This is a genomic window from Variovorax sp. EL159, from assembly GCF_900100965.1.
In the GTDB taxonomy this organism is placed as follows: Bacteria; Pseudomonadota; Gammaproteobacteria; order Burkholderiales; family Burkholderiaceae_C; genus Variovorax.
The window spans coordinates 327,287-344,443 of the sequence record NZ_FMUJ01000007.1 but is presented as its reverse complement, the minus strand read 5'-3'; the positions used below and the strand labels follow the sequence as shown (position 1 = coordinate 344,443).

The 17,157-nt window shown below is 67.0% G+C and carries 17 protein-coding genes; 8 read left to right on the top strand and 9 right to left on the bottom strand.

The window, feature by feature from the left end; translation table 11 throughout:
* Positions 1–87: 87 nt before the first annotated feature.
* Entirely contained in the window at positions 88–948 is an 861-nt protein-coding gene (locus BLQ28_RS27360) for an ABC transporter permease (protein WP_093246462.1), read from the bottom strand.
* Positions 945–2,015, bottom strand: a complete 1,071-nt coding sequence (locus tag BLQ28_RS27355) for an ABC transporter ATP-binding protein (RefSeq protein ID WP_093246461.1) — start codon at positions 2,013–2,015, stop codon at positions 945–947. Before BLQ28_RS27355 ends, BLQ28_RS27360 begins: the two co-directional genes overlap by 4 nt.
* Positions 2,016–2,220: 205 nt before the next feature.
* Between BLQ28_RS27355 and BLQ28_RS27350 the strand changes: the two genes are divergently transcribed.
* The 6 genes from BLQ28_RS27350 (at position 2,221) to BLQ28_RS27325 (ending at position 9,266) form a co-directional block, all read left to right on the top strand.
* Complete coding sequence (locus tag BLQ28_RS27350; RefSeq protein ID WP_093246460.1) at positions 2,221–3,078, top strand: IclR family transcriptional regulator; 858 nt, start codon at positions 2,221–2,223, stop codon at positions 3,076–3,078.
* 77 nt (positions 3,079–3,155) lie between these two features.
* A complete protein-coding gene (locus tag BLQ28_RS27345; protein ID WP_093246459.1) occupies positions 3,156–3,575 on the top strand; it encodes an MAPEG family protein in 420 nt (139 codons plus the stop codon).
* Positions 3,576–3,669: 94 nt separating this feature from the next.
* Positions 3,670–5,208, top strand: coding sequence for an L-piperidine-6-carboxylate dehydrogenase (locus tag BLQ28_RS27340; RefSeq protein WP_093246458.1), 1,539 nt, complete (start codon positions 3,670–3,672; stop codon positions 5,206–5,208).
* 98 nt (positions 5,209–5,306) lie between these two features.
* Positions 5,307–6,209 (top strand): amino acid ABC transporter substrate-binding protein, encoded by a 903-nt coding sequence (locus BLQ28_RS27335; protein WP_093246457.1) that lies wholly within the window; start codon positions 5,307–5,309, stop codon positions 6,207–6,209.
* Positions 6,206–7,426, top strand: a complete 1,221-nt coding sequence (locus BLQ28_RS27330) for a pyridoxal phosphate-dependent aminotransferase (protein WP_093246456.1) — start codon at positions 6,206–6,208, stop codon at positions 7,424–7,426. The genes BLQ28_RS27335 and BLQ28_RS27330 overlap by 4 nt, the downstream gene beginning before the upstream one ends.
* A 166-nt stretch (positions 7,427–7,592) precedes the next feature.
* A complete protein-coding gene (locus BLQ28_RS27325; RefSeq protein ID WP_093246455.1) occupies positions 7,593–9,266 on the top strand; it encodes a thiamine pyrophosphate-binding protein in 1,674 nt (557 codons plus the stop codon).
* Positions 9,267–9,456: 190 nt separating this feature from the next.
* Here the strand turns inward: BLQ28_RS27325 and BLQ28_RS27320 are convergent, their stop codons facing one another.
* Complete coding sequence (locus BLQ28_RS27320; RefSeq protein WP_093246454.1) at positions 9,457–9,759, bottom strand: hypothetical protein; 303 nt, start codon at positions 9,757–9,759, stop codon at positions 9,457–9,459.
* Positions 9,760–9,777: 18 nt separating this feature from the next.
* On the bottom strand, positions 9,778–11,013 hold the full coding sequence (locus BLQ28_RS27315) for an ammonium transporter (RefSeq protein ID WP_093246453.1): 1,236 nt from the start codon (positions 11,011–11,013) through the stop codon (positions 9,778–9,780).
* 414 nt (positions 11,014–11,427) lie between these two features.
* On the opposite strand from BLQ28_RS27315, the gene BLQ28_RS27310 reads away from it, so the two are divergent.
* Positions 11,428–12,186, top strand: a complete 759-nt coding sequence (locus BLQ28_RS27310; protein WP_093246452.1) for a TSUP family transporter — start codon at positions 11,428–11,430, stop codon at positions 12,184–12,186.
* Positions 12,187–12,317: 131 nt separating this feature from the next.
* On the opposite strand, the gene BLQ28_RS27305 is transcribed toward BLQ28_RS27310, so the two are convergent.
* The 5 genes from BLQ28_RS27305 to BLQ28_RS27285 form a co-directional block, all read right to left on the bottom strand.
* A complete protein-coding gene (locus tag BLQ28_RS27305; RefSeq protein ID WP_093246451.1) occupies positions 12,318–13,829 on the bottom strand; it encodes a tripartite tricarboxylate transporter permease in 1,512 nt (503 codons plus the stop codon).
* Positions 13,830–13,843: 14 nt separating this feature from the next.
* Positions 13,844–14,332, bottom strand: coding sequence for a tripartite tricarboxylate transporter TctB family protein (locus tag BLQ28_RS27300; RefSeq protein WP_093246450.1), 489 nt, complete (start codon positions 14,330–14,332; stop codon positions 13,844–13,846).
* 273 nt (positions 14,333–14,605) lie between these two features.
* Positions 14,606–15,016 carry an RNA recognition motif domain-containing protein gene (locus BLQ28_RS27295; protein ID WP_093246449.1) on the bottom strand — a complete coding sequence of 137 codons (411 nt, stop codon included), beginning with the start codon at positions 15,014–15,016 and terminating at the stop codon, positions 14,606–14,608.
* 181 nt (positions 15,017–15,197) lie between these two features.
* Complete coding sequence (locus tag BLQ28_RS27290) at positions 15,198–15,434, bottom strand: DUF3820 family protein (RefSeq protein ID WP_093246448.1); 237 nt, start codon at positions 15,432–15,434, stop codon at positions 15,198–15,200.
* Between the two features lie 7 nt (positions 15,435–15,441).
* Positions 15,442–15,825: a translation initiation factor Sui1 gene (locus tag BLQ28_RS27285; protein ID WP_176801238.1), complete on the bottom strand. Its 384-nt coding sequence runs from the start codon at positions 15,823–15,825 to the stop codon at positions 15,442–15,444.
* A 50-nt stretch (positions 15,826–15,875) separates the two neighbouring features.
* Here BLQ28_RS27285 and BLQ28_RS27280 point away from each other — a divergent pair, with 50 nt between their 5' ends.
* The gene (locus BLQ28_RS27280) at positions 15,876–17,156 is read left to right on the top strand and encodes a DEAD/DEAH box helicase (protein ID WP_093246447.1); all 1,281 of its coding nucleotides are present in this window, start codon (positions 15,876–15,878) and stop codon (positions 17,154–17,156) included.
* The last annotated feature ends 1 nt before the right edge of the window (position 17,157 follow it).

Genomic DNA, 17,157 nt, shown 5'->3' with positions numbered 1-17,157 from the left:
CGGGCCTCCCGCCGGGCCGCCCCAAGGGAGGCCTGCGCCCCCTTGGGGGGCAGCGAATACACGCAGTGATTGAGCGTGGGGGTCATGTCAGCCCAGCGCTTTCTTGTAGCGGCCTTCGACGAGGCGGTTGTAGCTGAGCATCACCACGAGGTTGGCCACCAGCAAGACGAGTGCAACAGCGGCACCGAGTGGCCAGTTCAGCTCGCTCAGGTATTCGTCGTAGACGATGGTCGCGACCATCTTCAGGCGGCGCCCACCCAGCAGGCCTGGAATGGCGAACGAACTCGCCGCCAGGCCGAACACGATCAGGCTGCCCGAGAGAATGCCCGGCATCACCTGCGGCAACACGATGCGCCGCAGCGTGGTGAAGGGCGTGGCGTTGAGCGAGAGCGCCGCGTTCTCGACACCGGGGTCCAGCTTCTGCAGCGAGGTCCACACCGGGATCACCATGAAGGGCAGCATCACATGCACCAGCGCGATGACCACGGCCGCGTTGGTGTAGAGGATCTTCACCGGCCCGATGCCGAGCAGGCCCAGCAGCCCGTTCACCGCGCCTTCGGGGCCAAGCAGCATGCTCCAGCCGAAGGCGCGCACCACCACCGACACCAGCAGCGGCGCCAACACCACCAGCAGCAGCACCGAGCGCCACGGGTTGCGCATGCGGCTGAGCACATAGGCCTCGGGCGCGCCGATCACGACGCAGATCAGCGTGACAAGGCCGGAGACCCAGAAGGTGCGCCAGAAGATGCCGAGGTAATAAGAGTCCGAGAACACCAGCGCGTAGTGCGCGAGCGTGAACTCGCCGGCCTTCGGCCCGGTGGCCGGGTCGTACACGTTGAACGACAGCACGGCCGTGAGCGCCAGCGGCACCAGCAGCAGCGCAGTGAACAGCAGCAGCGCCGGCCCCGACAACCACCACGGCGTGGCCTTGTTCTGCACGCTGCTCATGCCGCCACGGCCTCGTCGGCGGGCAGCAGCCGCATGCAGTGGGCGGGCCAGTCGATGCCGGTGCGGGCGCCTTCGTCGAGCGCGTCGCGGCCGTCGTTGGGGCTCAGCACCGTGAGGTCTCCAACCGGCGTGGCGATGCGGTAGAGCCACTGGCTGCCGAGAAAGAAGCGCTCCTGCACCTCGCCGTCGATGCGGCCCCGGCCCGGCGCCACGAGCTGCAGCTTCTCGGGGCGCACGCTCAGCAGCGCCGATGCGTCGACGCGGAAGCCCGTGTCGTCCACGTCGAGCGAGAGCGCGCCGACCTCGACGCAGGTGCGCGTGGCGCCGCTGTTCGACACGCGGCAGTTCAGCAGGTTGGCCTTGCCCACGAAGGTCGAGATGAAGCGCGTGCTCGGGTGCTCGTACACCCGCTGCGGATGGTCGATCTGCGTGGCGCATCCGCCTTCCATCACCACCACGCGGTCGCTGATGGACATGGCCTCGCTCTGGTCGTGCGTGACCATCACCGTGGTGGTGCCGACCTTGCGCTGGATCTGGCGCAGCTCGAACTGCATCTCTTCGCGCAGCTTGGCGTCGAGGTTGGACAGCGGCTCGTCCAGCAGCAGCACCGGCGGCTCGATCACCAGCGCGCGGGCCAGCGCCACGCGTTGCCGCTGGCCGCCCGAGAGCTCGCGTGGGTAGCGCGTGGCGTGCGCTTCCAGGTGCACCAGCGCCAGCGCCTGCTTCACGCGGTCGGCGCGCTCGGCCTTGGGCATCTTGCGCATCTCCAGGCCGAAGCTCACGTTGTCGGCCACCGTCATGTGCGGGAACAGGGCGTAGGTCTGGAACACGATGCCCAGCCCGCGCGTATTGGCCTTGGCGTGCGTGATGTCCTTGCCCGCCAGTTCGATGCGCCCGCTGCTCACCGCCTCGAAGCCCGCAATCATCTGCAGCGTCGTGGTCTTGCCGCAGCCCGAAGGGCCGAGCAGCGAGACGAACTCGCCCTTTTCCACCGTGAGGTTCATGGCCGACACCGCGCGAGTGGCGCCATAGAACTTGGTCACGTCGGTGAGCCGGAGGAATGACATGGAAGAGCCTTTCTGCGGTGCGAATAGATGGCGTGCGACACCTTGGTGCATGCCATGGACGACTTGCTGCTTTCAATTCACTCTATTGCAACGATTGCGCCAGATCGCCTCGGGTATTCCATTAAACAGAATCTTTATCCGATTTATTCCGTTCAATGAAATATGATGGCCAAACGCAGTCCAAGAAATTCCACAGGAGGAAGGTATGGAAACCCCAACGGCGGCCAGCGGCGGCGTGCCCCGCGTCTTCTCGGTGATCCGCGCGCTCGGCGCGGTGCAGGCCGAAGGCGGCCGCGTGACCCAGATCGCACGGTCCGTGGGCCTCACGCAGGCCACCACGCACCGTTTGCTGCAATCGCTCATGGCCGAAGGCATGGTCGAGCAGGACGAACGCAGCAAGCTCTACCGGCTCAGCATCGACTTCTTCGCGCTCGCCGCCAGCGCGGGCAACCCCGGCGACCTGCGCTCGATCTGCCGGCCGGTGCTGCTGCGGCTGTGCGCGAGCCTGGGCGACAGCATCTTCCTGTTGGCGCGCAGCGGTTTCGACGCGGTGTGCCTGGACCGCAGCGAAGGGCCGTTCCCGATCCGCTCCTTCACGGGCGACATCGGCGGGCGCATCGCGCTGGGCGTGGGGCAGGGCGCGCTGGCGATCCTGGCCTTTCTGCCCGAAGCCGAGCGCGAGGAGGTGATCCGCTTCAACCTGTCGCGCGTGCGCGAGTACGGCGTGTACGACGAGGTCTATTTGCGCACCGAGATCGAACGCGTGCGGCAGCAGGGCTATGCGGGGCGCAACACCGGCCTGCTCGAAGGCATGGCCGGCGTGGCGGTGCCGATCCTCGACCGTGAAGGGCGCGCCGTGGCCGCGCTGAGCGTGGGCACCATCGCCGACCGGCTCAACCCCGACCGCATGCCCACGGTGGTCGAGCTGCTGAAGCGCGAGGCGGCGGCCATCGGGCCGAAGATCAACCCCTTCGACGCGACGCTGAGGCGGCCGGCGCAGAGTCTGGCGGGGTCGCCGGCGGGGCAGCGCATCACGCTGCCCGAGGCGCCCGGGCCGGCGTAGGCTCGCGGCGGGCGCATCGGCCGTTCCGTCTTCCGTCCATCCATCCATTCATCGAACGACAACGTGGAGCCTTCTTCATGCACGACCCTTCGATCCTCTACCCCGTGTTCGCCCTGGCCGCATGGACGGGCTTCGTCCTGCTGCTGATTCCCATCGTCCGCATCCGCGCGGTGAATCGGCGCGAGGTGCGGGCCGCCGATTTCCGCCTGGGCGAATCGCCGGCCGTGCCCGATGCGGTGCGCGTGCCGAACCGCAACTACATGAACCTGCTGGAGCTGCCGGTCCTGTTCTATGTGGTGTGCCTGCTGTTCTACGTGGCGGCCATGCCGTCGCCCACGGTGATCTGGCTGGCCTGGGCGTACGTGGCCCTGCGCGTGCTGCACAGCGTGGTGCACCTGACCTACAACCACGTCGTCCAGCGGCTGGTGTTGTTCGCCGTGAGCAACGGGGTGCTGGTGATGCTCTGGGTATCGGCAGCGACCCGGTTGGTGCGCTAGCCGCACGCGAATGTCGCGAGTTCATTCCTGAAACGCATCAGGTCCTTCCATATTTTCGCTATGCAAGGGTGCGGGATTCGCTGATATTGCCCGGATGTCAGAAGCCCACACCCCCCTTCCCGTCGCCACCGAAGTCGAACAACTGCTGCAGCGCCTGGGCGTGCCGCACACCGCCTACACCGGCGGCGATCTGACGGTGCGCTCCCCGGTCACCGGCGAGGTGATCGCGCAGGTGCCGCAGACCACGCCGGTCGAGGCCACCGGCGCCATCGGCCGCGCGCACGAGGCCTTCAAGGCCTGGCGCAACGTGCCGGCGCCGCGCCGCGGCGAGCTGGTGCGCCTCCTGGGCGAAGAGCTGCGCGCCGCCAAGCGCGACCTGGGCCGCCTCGTCACGCTGGAGGCCGGCAAGATCCCGTCCGAAGGCGCGGGCGAGGTGCAGGAAATGATCGACATCTGCGACTTCGCGGTCGGCCTCTCTCGCCAGCTCTATGGCCTCACGCTGGCCACCGAGCGCGCCGAGCACCGGATGATGGAAACCTGGCATCCGCTGGGCGTGTGCGGCGTGATCTCGGCCTTCAACTTTCCGGTGGCCGTGTGGTCGTGGAACGCGGCGCTGGCGCTGGTGTGCGGCGACTCGGTGGTGTGGAAGCCGTCCGAGAAAACACCGTTGACCGCGCTGGCCACGCACGCCATCGCGCAGCGCGCCATCGAACGTTTCGGCGATGCGCCCGAAGGCCTGCTCGGCCTGCTGCTGGGCCAGCGCGACATCGGCGAAGTGCTGGTCGACGACCACCGCGTGCCGATTCTTTCGGCCACCGGCTCCACCGCGATGGGGCGGCAGGTCGGGCCCAAGCTGGCTGCGCGTTTTGCCCGCGCGATTCTTGAACTGGGTGGCAACAACGCCGCCATCGTCACGCCCTCGGCCGACCTCGACCTCACGCTGCGCGGCATCGCCTTCGCAGCCATGGGCACGGCCGGCCAGCGCTGCACCACGCTGCGCCGCCTGTTCGTGCACGACAGCGTGTACGACGCGCTGGTGCCCAAGCTCGCGAAGGTTTATGGCAACGTGCAGGTGGGCGATCCGCGCGAGGCGGGCACGCTGGTCGGTCCGCTGATCGACCGCGCCGCCTTCGACGGCATGCAGAAGGCGCTCGGCGAAAGCCGCGAAGCCGGCGCCACGGTGCACGGCGGCCAGCGGGTCGACGGCATTGGCACGCAAGACGCCTACTACGTGCGCCCCGCGCTCGTGGAGCTGAAGGCGCACGCCGGCCCGGTGCTGCGCGAAACCTTCGCGCCCATCCTGTATGTGGTGCGCTACAGCGAACTCGACGAAGCCATCGAATGGCACAACGCGGTGGGCGCGGGCCTGTCGTCGTCGATCTTCACGCTCAACGTGCGCGAGGCCGAGCGCTTCATGTCCAGCGCGGGCTCGGACTGCGGCATTGCCAACGTCAACATCGGCCCGAGCGGCGCCGAGATCGGTGGCGCCTTCGGTGGCGAGAAGGAAACCGGCGGCGGCCGCGAAGCCGGCTCCGACAGCTGGAAGGCGTACATGCGCCGCGCCACCAACACGATCAACTACTCGACGGCACTGCCCCTGGCCCAGGGCGTGACCTTCGACATCGGCGACTGATCGCCCCCCGGCCCGTTGTTCCCGCCGCGCAGCACTCGGCTGCAGCGGCAAGGAAGCGGCCGTGCCTTTCAAAGAAAAACTACCAGGAGACAGAGAAGATGAAGATGCAATTGAAGACCCTTGCCACCGCAGCGTTGCTCGCGGTCGCATTCGGCGGCGCCAGCGCGCAGACCGCCACCACCGGCACGCTCGACAAGATCAAGGCCAACGGCAAGGTCGTGCTCGGCGTGCGCGAAGCCTCGCCGCCGATGGCCTACATGCTCGGCGCGGGCGAGAAGTACGTGGGCTACCACGTCGAGCTGTGCGAGCGCGTGCTGAAAGACATCGCACCCAACGCCAAACTCGAATACATGGCCGTGACCGCGCAGAACACCATCCCGCTGGTGCAGAACGGCACGCTCGACATCGGCTGCGGCCCCACCACCAACAACACCGCGCGCCAGCAGCAGGTGGCCTTTGCGCTCACCACGTACGTGAGCGAAGTGCGCATGGCGACCAAGGTCGACTCGGGCATCACCACGCTCGACCAGCTCGCGGGCCGCAACGTGTCGGCATCGACCGGCACCACCGCCGTGCAGCTGCTGCGCAAGCGCGAGCGCGCGCAGAACGTCTCGTACAACACGATGCTCGGCAAGGACCACCTCGAAAGCTTCCTGCTGATGGAGTCGGGCCGCGCCGATGCCTTCGTGCTCGACGACAACCTGCTCGCCGGCATCATCGCGAACTCGAAGAGCCCGGCCTCCTACCGCATCGTGGGCGAGGCGCTGGGCTCCGAGCCCATCGCGCTGCTGTTCCGCAAGGACGACCCGGCCTTCAAGACCGCGGTGGACGATTCGCTGCGCAAGCTCATGAAGAGCGGCGAGCTGGAAAAGATCTACACCAAGTGGTTCGTGGCAGCCATTCCGCCGAAGAACACCAGCCTGAACCTGCCGATGAGCCCGGCGCTCAAGCAGCTGATGCTCGAACCCAACGACAAGCCACTGGAGACCTACACCAAGTGACCCCCGACACCGCCGTGTTCTCGCCGGCGCAGCGCGTGCGCGCCATCCATGTCTCGGAGATCCTGCGCATCACCGACCAGGCGAACGCGCTCAAGCGCGCGGGCCGGCCGGTGATCGTGCTGGGCGCGGGCGAGCCCGACTTCGACACGCCGCACAACATCCGCGAAGCGGCGATGCGCGCCATCGAAAAGGGCGACACGCGCTACACGGTGCTCGACGGCAGCCCGGCGATGAAGGCGGCGGTGCAGCTCAAGTTCAGGCGCGACAACGCGCTTGACTTCGCGCTCGACGAGATCAGCGTGAGCGCGGGCGCCAAGCAGGTGATCTTCAATGCGCTGATGGCGAGCCTCGACCCCGGCGACGAAGTGATCCTGCCCGCGCCGTACTGGACCTCTTACGCGGACATCGTGCAGATCTGCGGCGGCGTGCCGGTGCCGGTGGCCTGCAGCGAAGAGAACGGCTTTCGCCTGACGGCAGCGCAGCTCGAAGCGGCGATCACGCCGCGCACGCGCTGGCTCTTCTTGAACTCGCCGTCGAACCCGAGCGGTGCGGCTTACAGCGCGGCGCAGTTGCAGCCGCTGTGCGACGTGCTGCTGCGCCATCCACAGGTGTGGGTGCTGGCGGACGACATCTACGAACACATCCTCTACGACGGGCTGGCCTTTGCCACGCCCGTGGCGATCGAACCGCGCCTTCGCGAACGCACGCTGACGGTGAACGGCGTGTCGAAGGCCTACGCCATGACCGGCTGGCGCCTGGGCTACGGCGCGGGGCCGCGTGCGCTGATCGCGGCCATGGCGGTGGTGCAGAGCCAGTCGACCTCGTGCCCGTCGTCGATCACCCAGGCGGCGGCCATCGAGGCGCTGACCGGGCCGCAGGAGATCGTGGCCGAACGGTGCGCCGATTTCCAGGCGCGGCGCGACTTCGTGGTGGCCGCGCTGAACCGCATGCCTGGCCTGCATTGCCGCGTGCCCGAGGGCGCGTTCTATACCTTTGCGAGCTGCGCCGGCGTGCTCGGCAAGCGCACCCGTGGCGGCGCGCTGCTGCAGACCGACAGCGACTTCTGCCGCTATCTGCTGCAGGACTTCGAGGTGGCGGTGGTGCCGGGCAGCGTGTTCGGACTGGCGCCGTATTTCCGCATTTCATATGCGACGTCGATGGCGCAGTTGGAAGAGGCATGCACGCGCATCGCGGCTGCATGCGAAGCGCTCGAATGACTTTGAATTTCTCCCTCCCCCTTTGGGGGAGGGCAGGGGTGGGGGCAGGCGGCCTTGCAATTGCTGTCGGCCCATCGACCGCCGCTTGCCCCCATCCCAACCTTCCCCCAGAGGGGGAAGGGGCAAGACCCGCACCTCATACCTTCATCATCTCCTTGGACACCGCATGACTTCCTCCCGCACCGGCGGCCAGATCCTGGTCGACCAGCTCATCACCCATGGCGTGCAGCAGCTTTTCTGCGTGCCCGGCGAAAGTTTTCTCGCCGTGCTCGATGCGCTGCACGACGCTTCCATCGACGTGACCGTGTGCCGCCAGGAAGGCGGCGCCACCATGATGGCCGAGGCGCAGGGCAAGCTCACCGGCAAGCCCGGGGTCTGCTTCGTCACGCGCGGACCGGGCGCCACCAACGCGGCGGCCGGCGTGCACATCGCGCACCAGGACTCGACGCCGCTGCTGCTGTTCGTGGGCCAGGTCGCGCGCGATGCGCTGGGCCGCGAGGCCTTCCAGGAGCTGGACTACGGCGCGGTCTTCGGCACCATGGCCAAGTGGGTCGTGCAGATCGACGATCCGGCGCGCGTGCCCGAGCTGGTCTCTCGCGCCTTCCACGTCGCCACTTCGGGCCGCCCCGGCCCCGTGGTGATCGCGTTGCCCGAAGACATGCTGACCGAAGCCGCGACGGTGGCCGACGCGCTGCCCTATGCAGTGACGGAAACCTACCCCGGTGCGGCGCAACTGGCCGACCTGCAGCAGCGCTTGTCGCAGGCGCAACGGCCGGTCGTCATCCTCGGCGGCAGCCGCTGGTCGGAACAAGCCGCGCAGCAGTTCGCAGGTTTCGCCGAAGCCTTCTCGCTGCCCGTGTACTGCTCGTTCCGTCGCCAGATGCTGATGTCGGCCGAGCACCCTTGCTATGCCGGTGACCTGGGCCTTGGCGCGAACCCGCGCATGCTCGAACGCATCCGCAATTCAGACCTCGTGCTGCTGGTCGGCGGTCGGCTGTCGGAAGTGCCATCGCAAGGCTACGAGCTGCTGGCCATTCCGCAGCCTAAACAGGCGCTGGTGCATGTGCACGCCGATGCCGACGAACTCGGCAAGCTCTACCGCCCTGCACTGGGCATCCACGCCACGCCGCAGGCATTCGCCGAAGCGGTGAGCGCACTGCGCCCGGCTTCAACACCGACCTGGCAGGCCGAGACGAAGACCGCGCGCGAAGACTTCCTGCGCTGGAGCGACCCGGCCCCCATCCGTATTCCTGGCCCGCTGCAGATGGGCGAGGTCATGCAGCACCTGCGCGCGGTGCTGCCGGCCGACACCATCTTCTGCAACGGCGCGGGCAACTTCGCCACCTGGGTGCATCGCTTCTGGCCGTTCCGCGCGTTCGCCAGCCAGCTTGCGCCCACCAGCGGCTCGATGGGCTACGGCCTGCCGGCCGGCGTCGGCGCCAAGCGGCTGTGGCCGCAGCGCGAGGTGGTTGTCTTCGCGGGCGATGGCGATTTCATGATGCACGGCCAGGAGTTCGCGACCGCCGTGCAATACGGCCTGCCGATCATCGTGGTGCTGCTGGACAACGCCATGTACGGCACGATCCGCATGCACCAGGAAAAGCATTACCCCGGCCGCATCAGCGCGACCCAGTTGAAGAACCCGGACTTCCGCGGCTATGCCGAAGTGTTCGGTGGCCACGGCGAGCGCGTGACGAATACCGAAGAGTTCGGCCCCGCACTGGCGCGCGCCCGTGCCAGCGGCAAGCCCGCGATCCTGCATTGCCTGCTGGACCCGGAAGCCATCACGCCGGTCAGCACCCTGCAATCAATCCGCAAGGCGGCACTGGCTGCGAGTTGAATTGGCGACGGAGGGCGTGATCGTTCAGTGCCGTGGTTGATCGGCCAGCACAACGGCAGCGCCCACTGTGCGCAGGGCACCGGGTACTCCCCGCAGCGAAATAAAGGAGGAGGGGCGAAGCCCCGGGGGACATTCGCGGAGGGGAGTACCCGGTGTCCTGTGCACTCGCCCCGAAGGCTTCCGCGATCTCTCAACGCAAACCGCCCACATAGCGAGGCGGCGGCGTAGGCGGATTCCCATCCGGCTGCCGAGCCGCCAGCCGCGCAGCCCGCGCCAGCGGCTCCATCGCCTGTTCGAGGCGCGTCGCGAGCTGCTCCAGTTCTGCGTCCTGCGTGTCCGCCGCGTGCGCACGCGTCATGCGCACGATCTCGGCGGCGTACTCGGCATTGGTTGCCATCCACTCGGTGTCGGTCACGCGCCCATGCTTTCGCCGCAAGGCCACGTGCAGGCGGGCGGCGAGGGCGATGCGTTCGCTTTCGGACATGGATGGCATGGTTCCTCCGTCGGTGGATCAGCTCCCCAGGTGTTCACGATGCTGTGCAAGATCGAGGCCCAGTTGCTCGCTTTCCGGATCGACGCGCAATCCGACCAGCACATGCACCAGGAACAGCACGATCGCCGTTCCCGCCGCACTGTAGATCGCCACGCTGCCGACGGCGATGGCCTGCGTCAGCACATTGCCGGTCGCACCCGAGACGCGCACATCGGCGAACACACCCGTGAGCAGTGCCCCCACGATGCCGCCGATGCCGTGCACGCCGAACACGTCGAGCGAATCGTCCGCGCCCAGCAGGTGCTTCAGGCCCGTCGCGCCCCAATAACAGGCCAGTCCCGCGATGGCGCCGATGGCCAGCGCCGCCGGCGGCGTCACGAAGCCCGCCGCCGGCGTGATCGCGACCAGCCCCGCCACCAGCCCCGAGCACAGCCCCAGCAGCGACGGGCTGCGTCGCACGGTCCATTCGCCGACCATCCAGCTCATCGCCCCGGCCGCCGCCGCGATGTGCGTGACCAGCATCGCCAGGCCCGCGCGCCCGTCCGCCGCCACCGCCGAGCCCGCATTGAAGCCGAACCACCCCACCCACAGCAGGCCCGCGCCCACCATCGTGAAGGCCAGGCTGTACGGCTCGAAGGCCTCGCGCCCGTAGCCCTTGCGCGGCCCGAGCGCATAGGCGCAGACCAGCCCCGCGATGCCCGCGTTGACGTGCACCACCGAGCCGCCCGCGAAGTCGAGCGCGCCCATCTGCGCGAGCCAGCCGCCCGGCTCCCACACCCAATGCGCGATCGGTGCATAGACCAGCACGCTCCACAGCAGCGCGAACCAGAGCACCGCCGAAAAGCGCATGCGCTCGACAAAAGCGCCCAGCACCAGCGCGGTGGTGATGATCGCGAAGGTCAGCTGGAACATCGCGTAGACCGATTCGGGCACGTTGGGCGCGACGTGGCTCACCGCCACCTGGCCGGCCTCCTTCAGGTACTCGAAACCCGAGAACCAGAAGCGCCCGGTGCCGCCCAGCCAGGGCCAGCCCTCGGTGAACGCCAGCGAATAGCCCAGCGCGAACCAGGTCAGCGAAACCGCCGCGGCAATCGCCACGACCGCGGCCATGGTCGCCAGCACGTTCTTGCGGCGCACCATGCCCGCATAGAAGAGGGCGATGCCGGGCAGCGTCATCAGCAGCACCAGCGCGGTCGAGGTCATCATCCAGGCGGTGTCGGCCGCGTTGATGGAGGCTTGCGGGACCAGGGGCATGACGGTGCTCTTCTCCGGGTGGTGAACTGTGGTGTGCAGTGCACAAGTCATGCCACATCGTTAACTACCAGAAACACTTTGGTTTGCGAACAGGTCTTCGCAGGTAAGGCAAAGCGGGTAATTCCTAATGCACTGGCGCGGTGCACCCCCTAAAGTCTGCGCACTCGCGAACGGGCCCTGCTCGTGCTGCCGAGGGTCCGAGGAGACAATCCCCCGAACAAGAAAAATGCTTCCGAAGGCTCCGTACGAGATGCCATGTCTGACTTTGAAAGGCGCCGCTGGTCGGCGCCTTTTTTATGCCCGCCAGACTGTCGAGAGGCACGTTTTTCCTGGAAGCCAAACAACCCCGGTTCGCGCGCAGCGTGTGCGTATGCAGCTATCGTTTCGGTAGCAAACCGGTGAGACAATCCCGGCATGGAAATGCTGGTGGTGACGGGCGCCTCGATGCTCGCGGGTTTTGTCGATTCGATCGTGGGCGGAGGCGGGTTGATCCTGGTGCCGGCGCTGTTCGCCGTGTTCCCGGGGGCACCGCCGGCCACGTTGCTGGGCACCAACAAGAGCGCGTCCATTTGGGGCACGGCGGCCGCAGCCGCCCAATTCAGCCAGCGGGTGCAGATGCGCTGGGGCGCCTTGTGGCCGGCCGCGCTGCTCGGTTTCGTGGGTTCGATGCTGGGCGCATGGGGCGTCACGGTGTTCCCGGGCGACTTCCTGCGCCGGGCGCTACCGGTGATCCTGCTCGGCGTGCTGCTCTACACGCTGGCGCGCAAGGACATGGGCCGGCTGCACGCGCCGCGCTTCAGCGGCCGGGCCGAAACCCTGGCCGCCTGCACCATCGGCCTGTCGATCGGGCTGTACGACGGCTTCTTCGGGCCGGGCGCGGGCAGCTTCCTGGTGTTCCTGTTCGTGCGCTGGATGGGCTACGACTTTCTCAACGCCTCGGCCTCGGCCAAGCTCATCAACACCCTGACCAACGCCGCCGCGCTGATCTTGCTGGCCGCCAAGGGCCACGTCTGGTGGCACTACGGGCTGGTGATGGCGGTGGCGAACGTGGCGGGCAGCCTGCTGGGCACGCGCGTGGCGCTCAAGCACGGCGCGGGCTTCGTGCGGGTCGTGTTCATCGTCGTCGTGAGCGCGCTGATCCTGAAGACGGCCTACGACGCGTTCCTCAAATAAAAAAAGCTCGGGGTTCCGGGCCCGGGCTTTCTTCCAGAAACACCGCGGAACCGGCTTTGCCGGGCCGCAGGTGTTGCCCCCGGTAGGGGGTTGGCGCAGCGACACGAAGTGCGCGCAGCCTGGGGGCGAGCCTATTCCTCGACGAAAGCTTCCTCGCGCTTGGCCTTGATGGCCGGCAGCAGCACGATGCCCAGCAGCATCGCCGCGGCCACCAGCAGCCCCGCCGACAGCGGCCGCGTGACGAACACGCTCCACGCGCCGCGCGACAGCAGCAGGGCGCGCCGCAGGTTCTCTTCCATCATCGGTCCGAGGATGAAGCCCAGCAGCAGCGGCGCAGGCTCCGTGCGCAGCTTGATGAACAGGTAGCCGATGAAGCCGAAGGCCGCCACCATCCACACGTCGAAGGTGTTGTTGTTGGTCGAGTACACGCCGATCGCGCAGAACAGCACGATGGCGGGGAACAGGAACTTGTAGGGCACCGTCAGCAGCTTGATCCACATGCCGATCAGCGGCAGGTTCAGGATGATGAGCATCGCGTTGCCGATCCACATCGAGGCGATCAGGCCCCAGAACAGCTCGGGGTTGCTGGTCATCACCTGTGGGCCCGGCTGGATGTTGTGGATGGTCATCGCGCCCACCATCAGCGCCATCACCGCGTTGGGCGGAATGCCCAGCGTCAGCAGCGGAATGAAGGAGGTCTGCGCGCCGGCGTTGTTGGCCGATTCGGGCGAGGCCACGCCGCGGATGTTGCCCTTGCCGAACGGCACTTCGCCGGGCTTCATGCGGATCTTCTTTTCGAGCGCATACGACGCGAACGAGGCCAGCAGCGCACCGCCACCGGGCAGGATGCCCAGTGCAGAACCGAGCGCCGTGCCGCGCAGCACGGCCGGCATCATGCGTTTGAAGTCGTCCTTGGTGGGCCACAGGCCCTTGACCTTGTGCGTGAACACTTCGCGCTCGTCGTCGGGCTGCGAGAGGTTGCCGATGATTTCGCCGTAGCCGAACACGCCCATGGCGATCACCACGAAGCCGATGCCGTCGGTGAGTTCGGGAATGTCGAAGCTGTAGCGTGCCACGCCCGAGTTGACGTCGGTGCCCACGATGCCCAGCAGCAGGCCGAGCACGATCATGGCCACCGCCTTGATCAGCGAGCCCGAGGCCAGCACCACCGCGCCGATCAGGCCCAGCACCATCAGCGAGAAGTATTCGGCCGGGCCGAACTTGAAGGCCAGCTCGGTCAGCGGCGGCGCGAAGGCGGCCAGGATCAGCGTGCCCACGCAGCCGGCGAAGAACGAGCCCAGGCCCGCCGCCGCCAGCGCAGGGCCCGCGCGGCCCTGCCTTGCCATCTGGTAGCCATCGATGCAGGTGACCACCGAGGACGACTCCCCGGGCAGGTTCACCAGAATGGCCGTGGTCGAGCCGCCGTACTGCGCGCCGTAGTAGATGCCGGCCAGCATGATCAGCGCCGACACGGGCGGCAGCGCATACGTGGCGGGCAGCAGCATCGCGATGGTCGCGACCGGGCCGATGCCCGGCAGCACGCCGATCAGCGTGCCCAGGATGCAGCCGATCAGGCAGTACAGCAGGTTGGTGAAGGTGAACGCGACGCCGAAGCCGGTCGCCAGGTTGTGGATCAGGTCCATGGTGTTGTTCTCCCTCAGCCCGAAATGAATGTGGGCCAGACCTGGATCTGCAACTTGAGCGCCCAGATGAACGCCACGTAGCTGCCTGCCGCCAGGATGGTCGAGAGAACCAGCACGTCGCGCAGCTTGAAGTGCTCGCCCGCCATGCTCGAGATGATCGTGAGCGCGTAGATCGCGATGATCATGCCCATCGCCGGCAGCCCGATGCTGGGCAGTCCGCCCAGCAGCACGCCGAAGGCGAGGTTGGCGCCGAGCACGAAGGCCAGCGGCTTCCAGGCCCACTTGCCGATCGGATCGCCGTCGGTGGTTTCCACCACCAGCGCCTGGAACATGATGATGACCCCGAGGATGGCCAGCAGGATGCCCAGCATCAGCGGGAAGTAGCCGGGCCCCATGCGGGCTCCGTTGCCGACCGTGTAGGTGGTCGCGCCAATCGCGAAAGCGCCCCCCACGGTGGTGAACATGACTCCTGAAAAGAAGTCAGCCTGACTCTTTATTTTCATTGTCTCGACCCTCTTGTTTTGGAGGGATGAGGGTCGTTGTCGGCGGCTGACCGTTGGCTGACCGCCCCGGTACGGACAAATGCGTACCGCCGGGACAGGGTTCTCCCGCAGGGCCCGGCGCGCAGCGCTTCGCTTCTTGCCGGTGGGCATCGCGGGCCGTCGCAGCCCGCTTTCTGTCGCGCTTGAAAAGGACGGCGCAGAAACGAAAAAAGCTCCCGAAGGAGCTTTTTATTCATTCAGAGGGCCGAGGCCCTCATGAGTGTGGGTGAGGGCTTAGTAGCCGCCGCGACCACCGCCGCCGCCGCCGTAACCGCCGCCGCCACCACCACCGCTACGGCCACCGCCGCCGCCGTAACCGCCGCCGCCGCCACCACCGTAGCCGCCGCCACCACCGCCGCCGTAGCCGCCACCACCGCCGGTGCGGGGAGGACGAGCTTCCATCGGACGGGCTTCGTTCACCGTCAGGGCGCGGCCCTGGAGCGAATGGCCGTTCATGGCTTCGATGGCTGCGAGTGCTTCAGCGTCCGAACCCATTTCGACGAAGCCGAAGCCCTTCGAACGGCCGGTGTCGCGTTCCATCATGACCTTGGCGCTGACGATCGAGCCGAACTCGCCGAAAGCCTGTTCCAGGTCGTTGTCACGCACAGAGTAGGCGAGGTTGCCTACGTAGAGTTTCTTGCCCATGGAGGGACTCCTAATTCAAACCAACAAAACAAAGCGATGGAGTCCCAGAATCACAACAAACAAAATGCGCTGTGGCGCGAAACTGACCGATCACCGAATTACGTGCACGGGAGACAAAGCTCGCAGACACGTAGGCGGGATTATCCAGCCCCATTTCGGAAAAGAGTGGGGAAATCATGTGTTATTGAGAAACATCTCGACCCGACGGGCGGTTTCGCAACGGTTTGAGCAGGTCCGAGAGCCCGTTGTGGTCTATTTCATGCATCAAATGGAGCAGCCGCCCTATTTCTCCCGAGGGAAAACCCTCGCGTGCAAACCACGTCAGGTAATTTCCGGGCAAATCGGCAATCAGCGTGCCCTTGTGTTTGCCAAAAGGCATTTGGAGCGTCACCAGGCGCTGAAGGTCTTCGGGGTTCATCGCGCGCTCAGCCTCCGGCCCGCTTGACCGTGTGGCCCTGCTTGACCAGCGCGGCGATCACGGTTTCGCGGTGGTCGCCCTGGATTTCGATGACGCCGTCCTTCACCGTGCCCCCCGAGCCGCAAGCCGTCTTGAGCTGCTTGCCGAGTGCCGTGAGCGCCTCCGCATTCAGCGCGACACCCTTGATGACCGTCACGCCCTTGCCTTTGCGCCCCTTGGTCTCGTGCGATACACGCACAATGCCGTCAGTGGCCGGCACGCGCGCCTTGAGTTCCTTGCAACGGCACTGGGCCACGGGCTCGCCGCAGTCGGGGCACATGCGTCCACCGGCCTCGGTGGAATACACCAGGGCGCTGCCGGTCTGCTGACTGCGCTGTTTCATCGTCGACATTCGGTACGTCTCTTCTCTATCTATCTCGGGTTTTCTCTCTGTCTGCTCACATGCCATTCGACTCACTGGGCCTGGCCCCCGCGCTCGTGCAGGCTGCCGCCGAAAGCGGCTATGCCGCGCCGACCGCCATCCAGGCCGCGGCCATCCCCGCGATTCTGCAAGGTCGCGACGTGCGGGGCTCGGCACAGACCGGCTCCGGCAAGACCGCCGCATTTTCCCTGCCGCTGCTGCAGCGCCTGGTCGCCGAAGCCGCGCAGTCGCCGCGCCGCGTGCGCGCGCTGGTGCTCGTGCCTACGCGCGAACTCGCGGCCCAGGTCGGCGAGACCATGCGCAGCCTGGCGCAGCACCTGCCCCAGCGCCTGAAGATCGCCATCGCCTTCGGCGGCGTGTCGATCAATCCGCAGATGATGGGCCTGCGCGGCGGCGCCGACATCGTCGTCGCCACGCCCGGCCGTTTGCTCGACCTCGTGGACCACAACGCGCTCAAGCTCAACACCGTGTCGATGCTCGTGCTCGACGAGGCCGATCGCCTGTTCGACCTGGGCTTTGCCGACGAACTCAACCGCATCCTCGCGCTGCTGCCCGCACAGCGCCAGAACCTGCTGTTTTCCGCCACCTTCCCGCCCGCCATCCAGGCGCTGGCCGACGGCATGCTGCGCGAGCCCGCCGTCGTCGACGTGCAGGGCGAGCCGGGCACCGAACCGAACATCGTGCAGCGCGTGATCGAGGTCGACCCCGACCGCCGCACGCAGCTGCTGCGCCACCTGCTGAAAGAGAACGAGTGGGAGCGCGTGCTGGTCTTCGTCGCCACGCAGCATTCGGCGCAGATCGTGGCCGAGAAGCTCTACAAGAACGGCGTGTACGCCGTGCCTTTCCACGGCGACATCGCGCAGGGCACGCGCACCGACATCCTTGCGCAGTTCAAGCAGAGCCGCTGGGACGTGGTGATCGCCACCGACCTTGCGGCGCGCGGCATCGACATCGCGCAGCTTCCGGTGGTCATCAACTACGACCTGCCGCGCTCGCCTACCGACTACATCCATCGCATCGGCCGCACCGGCCGCGCAGGAGAAAGCGGCCTGGCGATCAGCTTCGTCAGCGCATCCACCGAAGCGCATTTCCGCCTCATCGAAAAGCGCCAGGGCCTGAGCCTGCCACGCGAGCGCATCGAAGGTTTCGAGCCGACCGAAGTGGCTGTGCCGATGGTCGATGCCACCGGCACCGGTGGCATCAAGGGCAAACGGCCCAGCAAGAAAGACAAGCTGCGCGCGGCGCAGGCCGCCGCACAGCAGCAACAACAACAAGCCAAGCCTGCCGAGAACGACGACTGAG

Coding starts and splice junctions, on each gene's coding strand:
- BLQ28_RS27305 (WP_093246451.1), bottom strand. CDS start 13,829: ATGGACCTGATCCACAACCTGGCGACCGGCTTCGGCGTCGCGTTCACC.
- BLQ28_RS27295 (WP_093246449.1), bottom strand. CDS start 15,016: ATGGGCAAGAAACTCTACGTAGGCAACCTCGCCTACTCTGTGCGTGAC.
- BLQ28_RS27300 (WP_093246450.1), bottom strand. CDS start 14,332: ATGAAAATAAAGAGTCAGGCTGACTTCTTTTCAGGAGTCATGTTCACC.
- BLQ28_RS27285 (WP_176801238.1), bottom strand. CDS start 15,825: ATGTCGACGATGAAACAGCGCAGTCAGCAGACCGGCAGCGCCCTGGTG.
- BLQ28_RS27360 (WP_093246462.1), bottom strand. CDS start 948: ATGAGCAGCGTGCAGAACAAGGCCACGCCGTGGTGGTTGTCGGGGCCG.
- BLQ28_RS27280 (WP_093246447.1), top strand. CDS start 15,876: ATGCCATTCGACTCACTGGGCCTGGCCCCCGCGCTCGTGCAGGCTGCC.
- BLQ28_RS27290 (WP_093246448.1), bottom strand. CDS start 15,434: ATGAACCCCGAAGACCTTCAGCGCCTGGTGACGCTCCAAATGCCTTTT.
- BLQ28_RS27345 (WP_093246459.1), top strand. CDS start 3,156: ATGCACGACCCTTCGATCCTCTACCCCGTGTTCGCCCTGGCCGCATGG.
- BLQ28_RS27335 (WP_093246457.1), top strand. CDS start 5,307: ATGAAGATGCAATTGAAGACCCTTGCCACCGCAGCGTTGCTCGCGGTC.
- BLQ28_RS27315 (WP_093246453.1), bottom strand. CDS start 11,013: ATGCCCCTGGTCCCGCAAGCCTCCATCAACGCGGCCGACACCGCCTGG.
- BLQ28_RS27325 (WP_093246455.1), top strand. CDS start 7,593: ATGACTTCCTCCCGCACCGGCGGCCAGATCCTGGTCGACCAGCTCATC.
- BLQ28_RS27320 (WP_093246454.1), bottom strand. CDS start 9,759: ATGCCATCCATGTCCGAAAGCGAACGCATCGCCCTCGCCGCCCGCCTG.
- BLQ28_RS27340 (WP_093246458.1), top strand. CDS start 3,670: ATGTCAGAAGCCCACACCCCCCTTCCCGTCGCCACCGAAGTCGAACAA.
- BLQ28_RS27350 (WP_093246460.1), top strand. CDS start 2,221: ATGGAAACCCCAACGGCGGCCAGCGGCGGCGTGCCCCGCGTCTTCTCG.
- BLQ28_RS27355 (WP_093246461.1), bottom strand. CDS start 2,015: ATGTCATTCCTCCGGCTCACCGACGTGACCAAGTTCTATGGCGCCACT.
- BLQ28_RS27310 (WP_093246452.1), top strand. CDS start 11,428: ATGGAAATGCTGGTGGTGACGGGCGCCTCGATGCTCGCGGGTTTTGTC.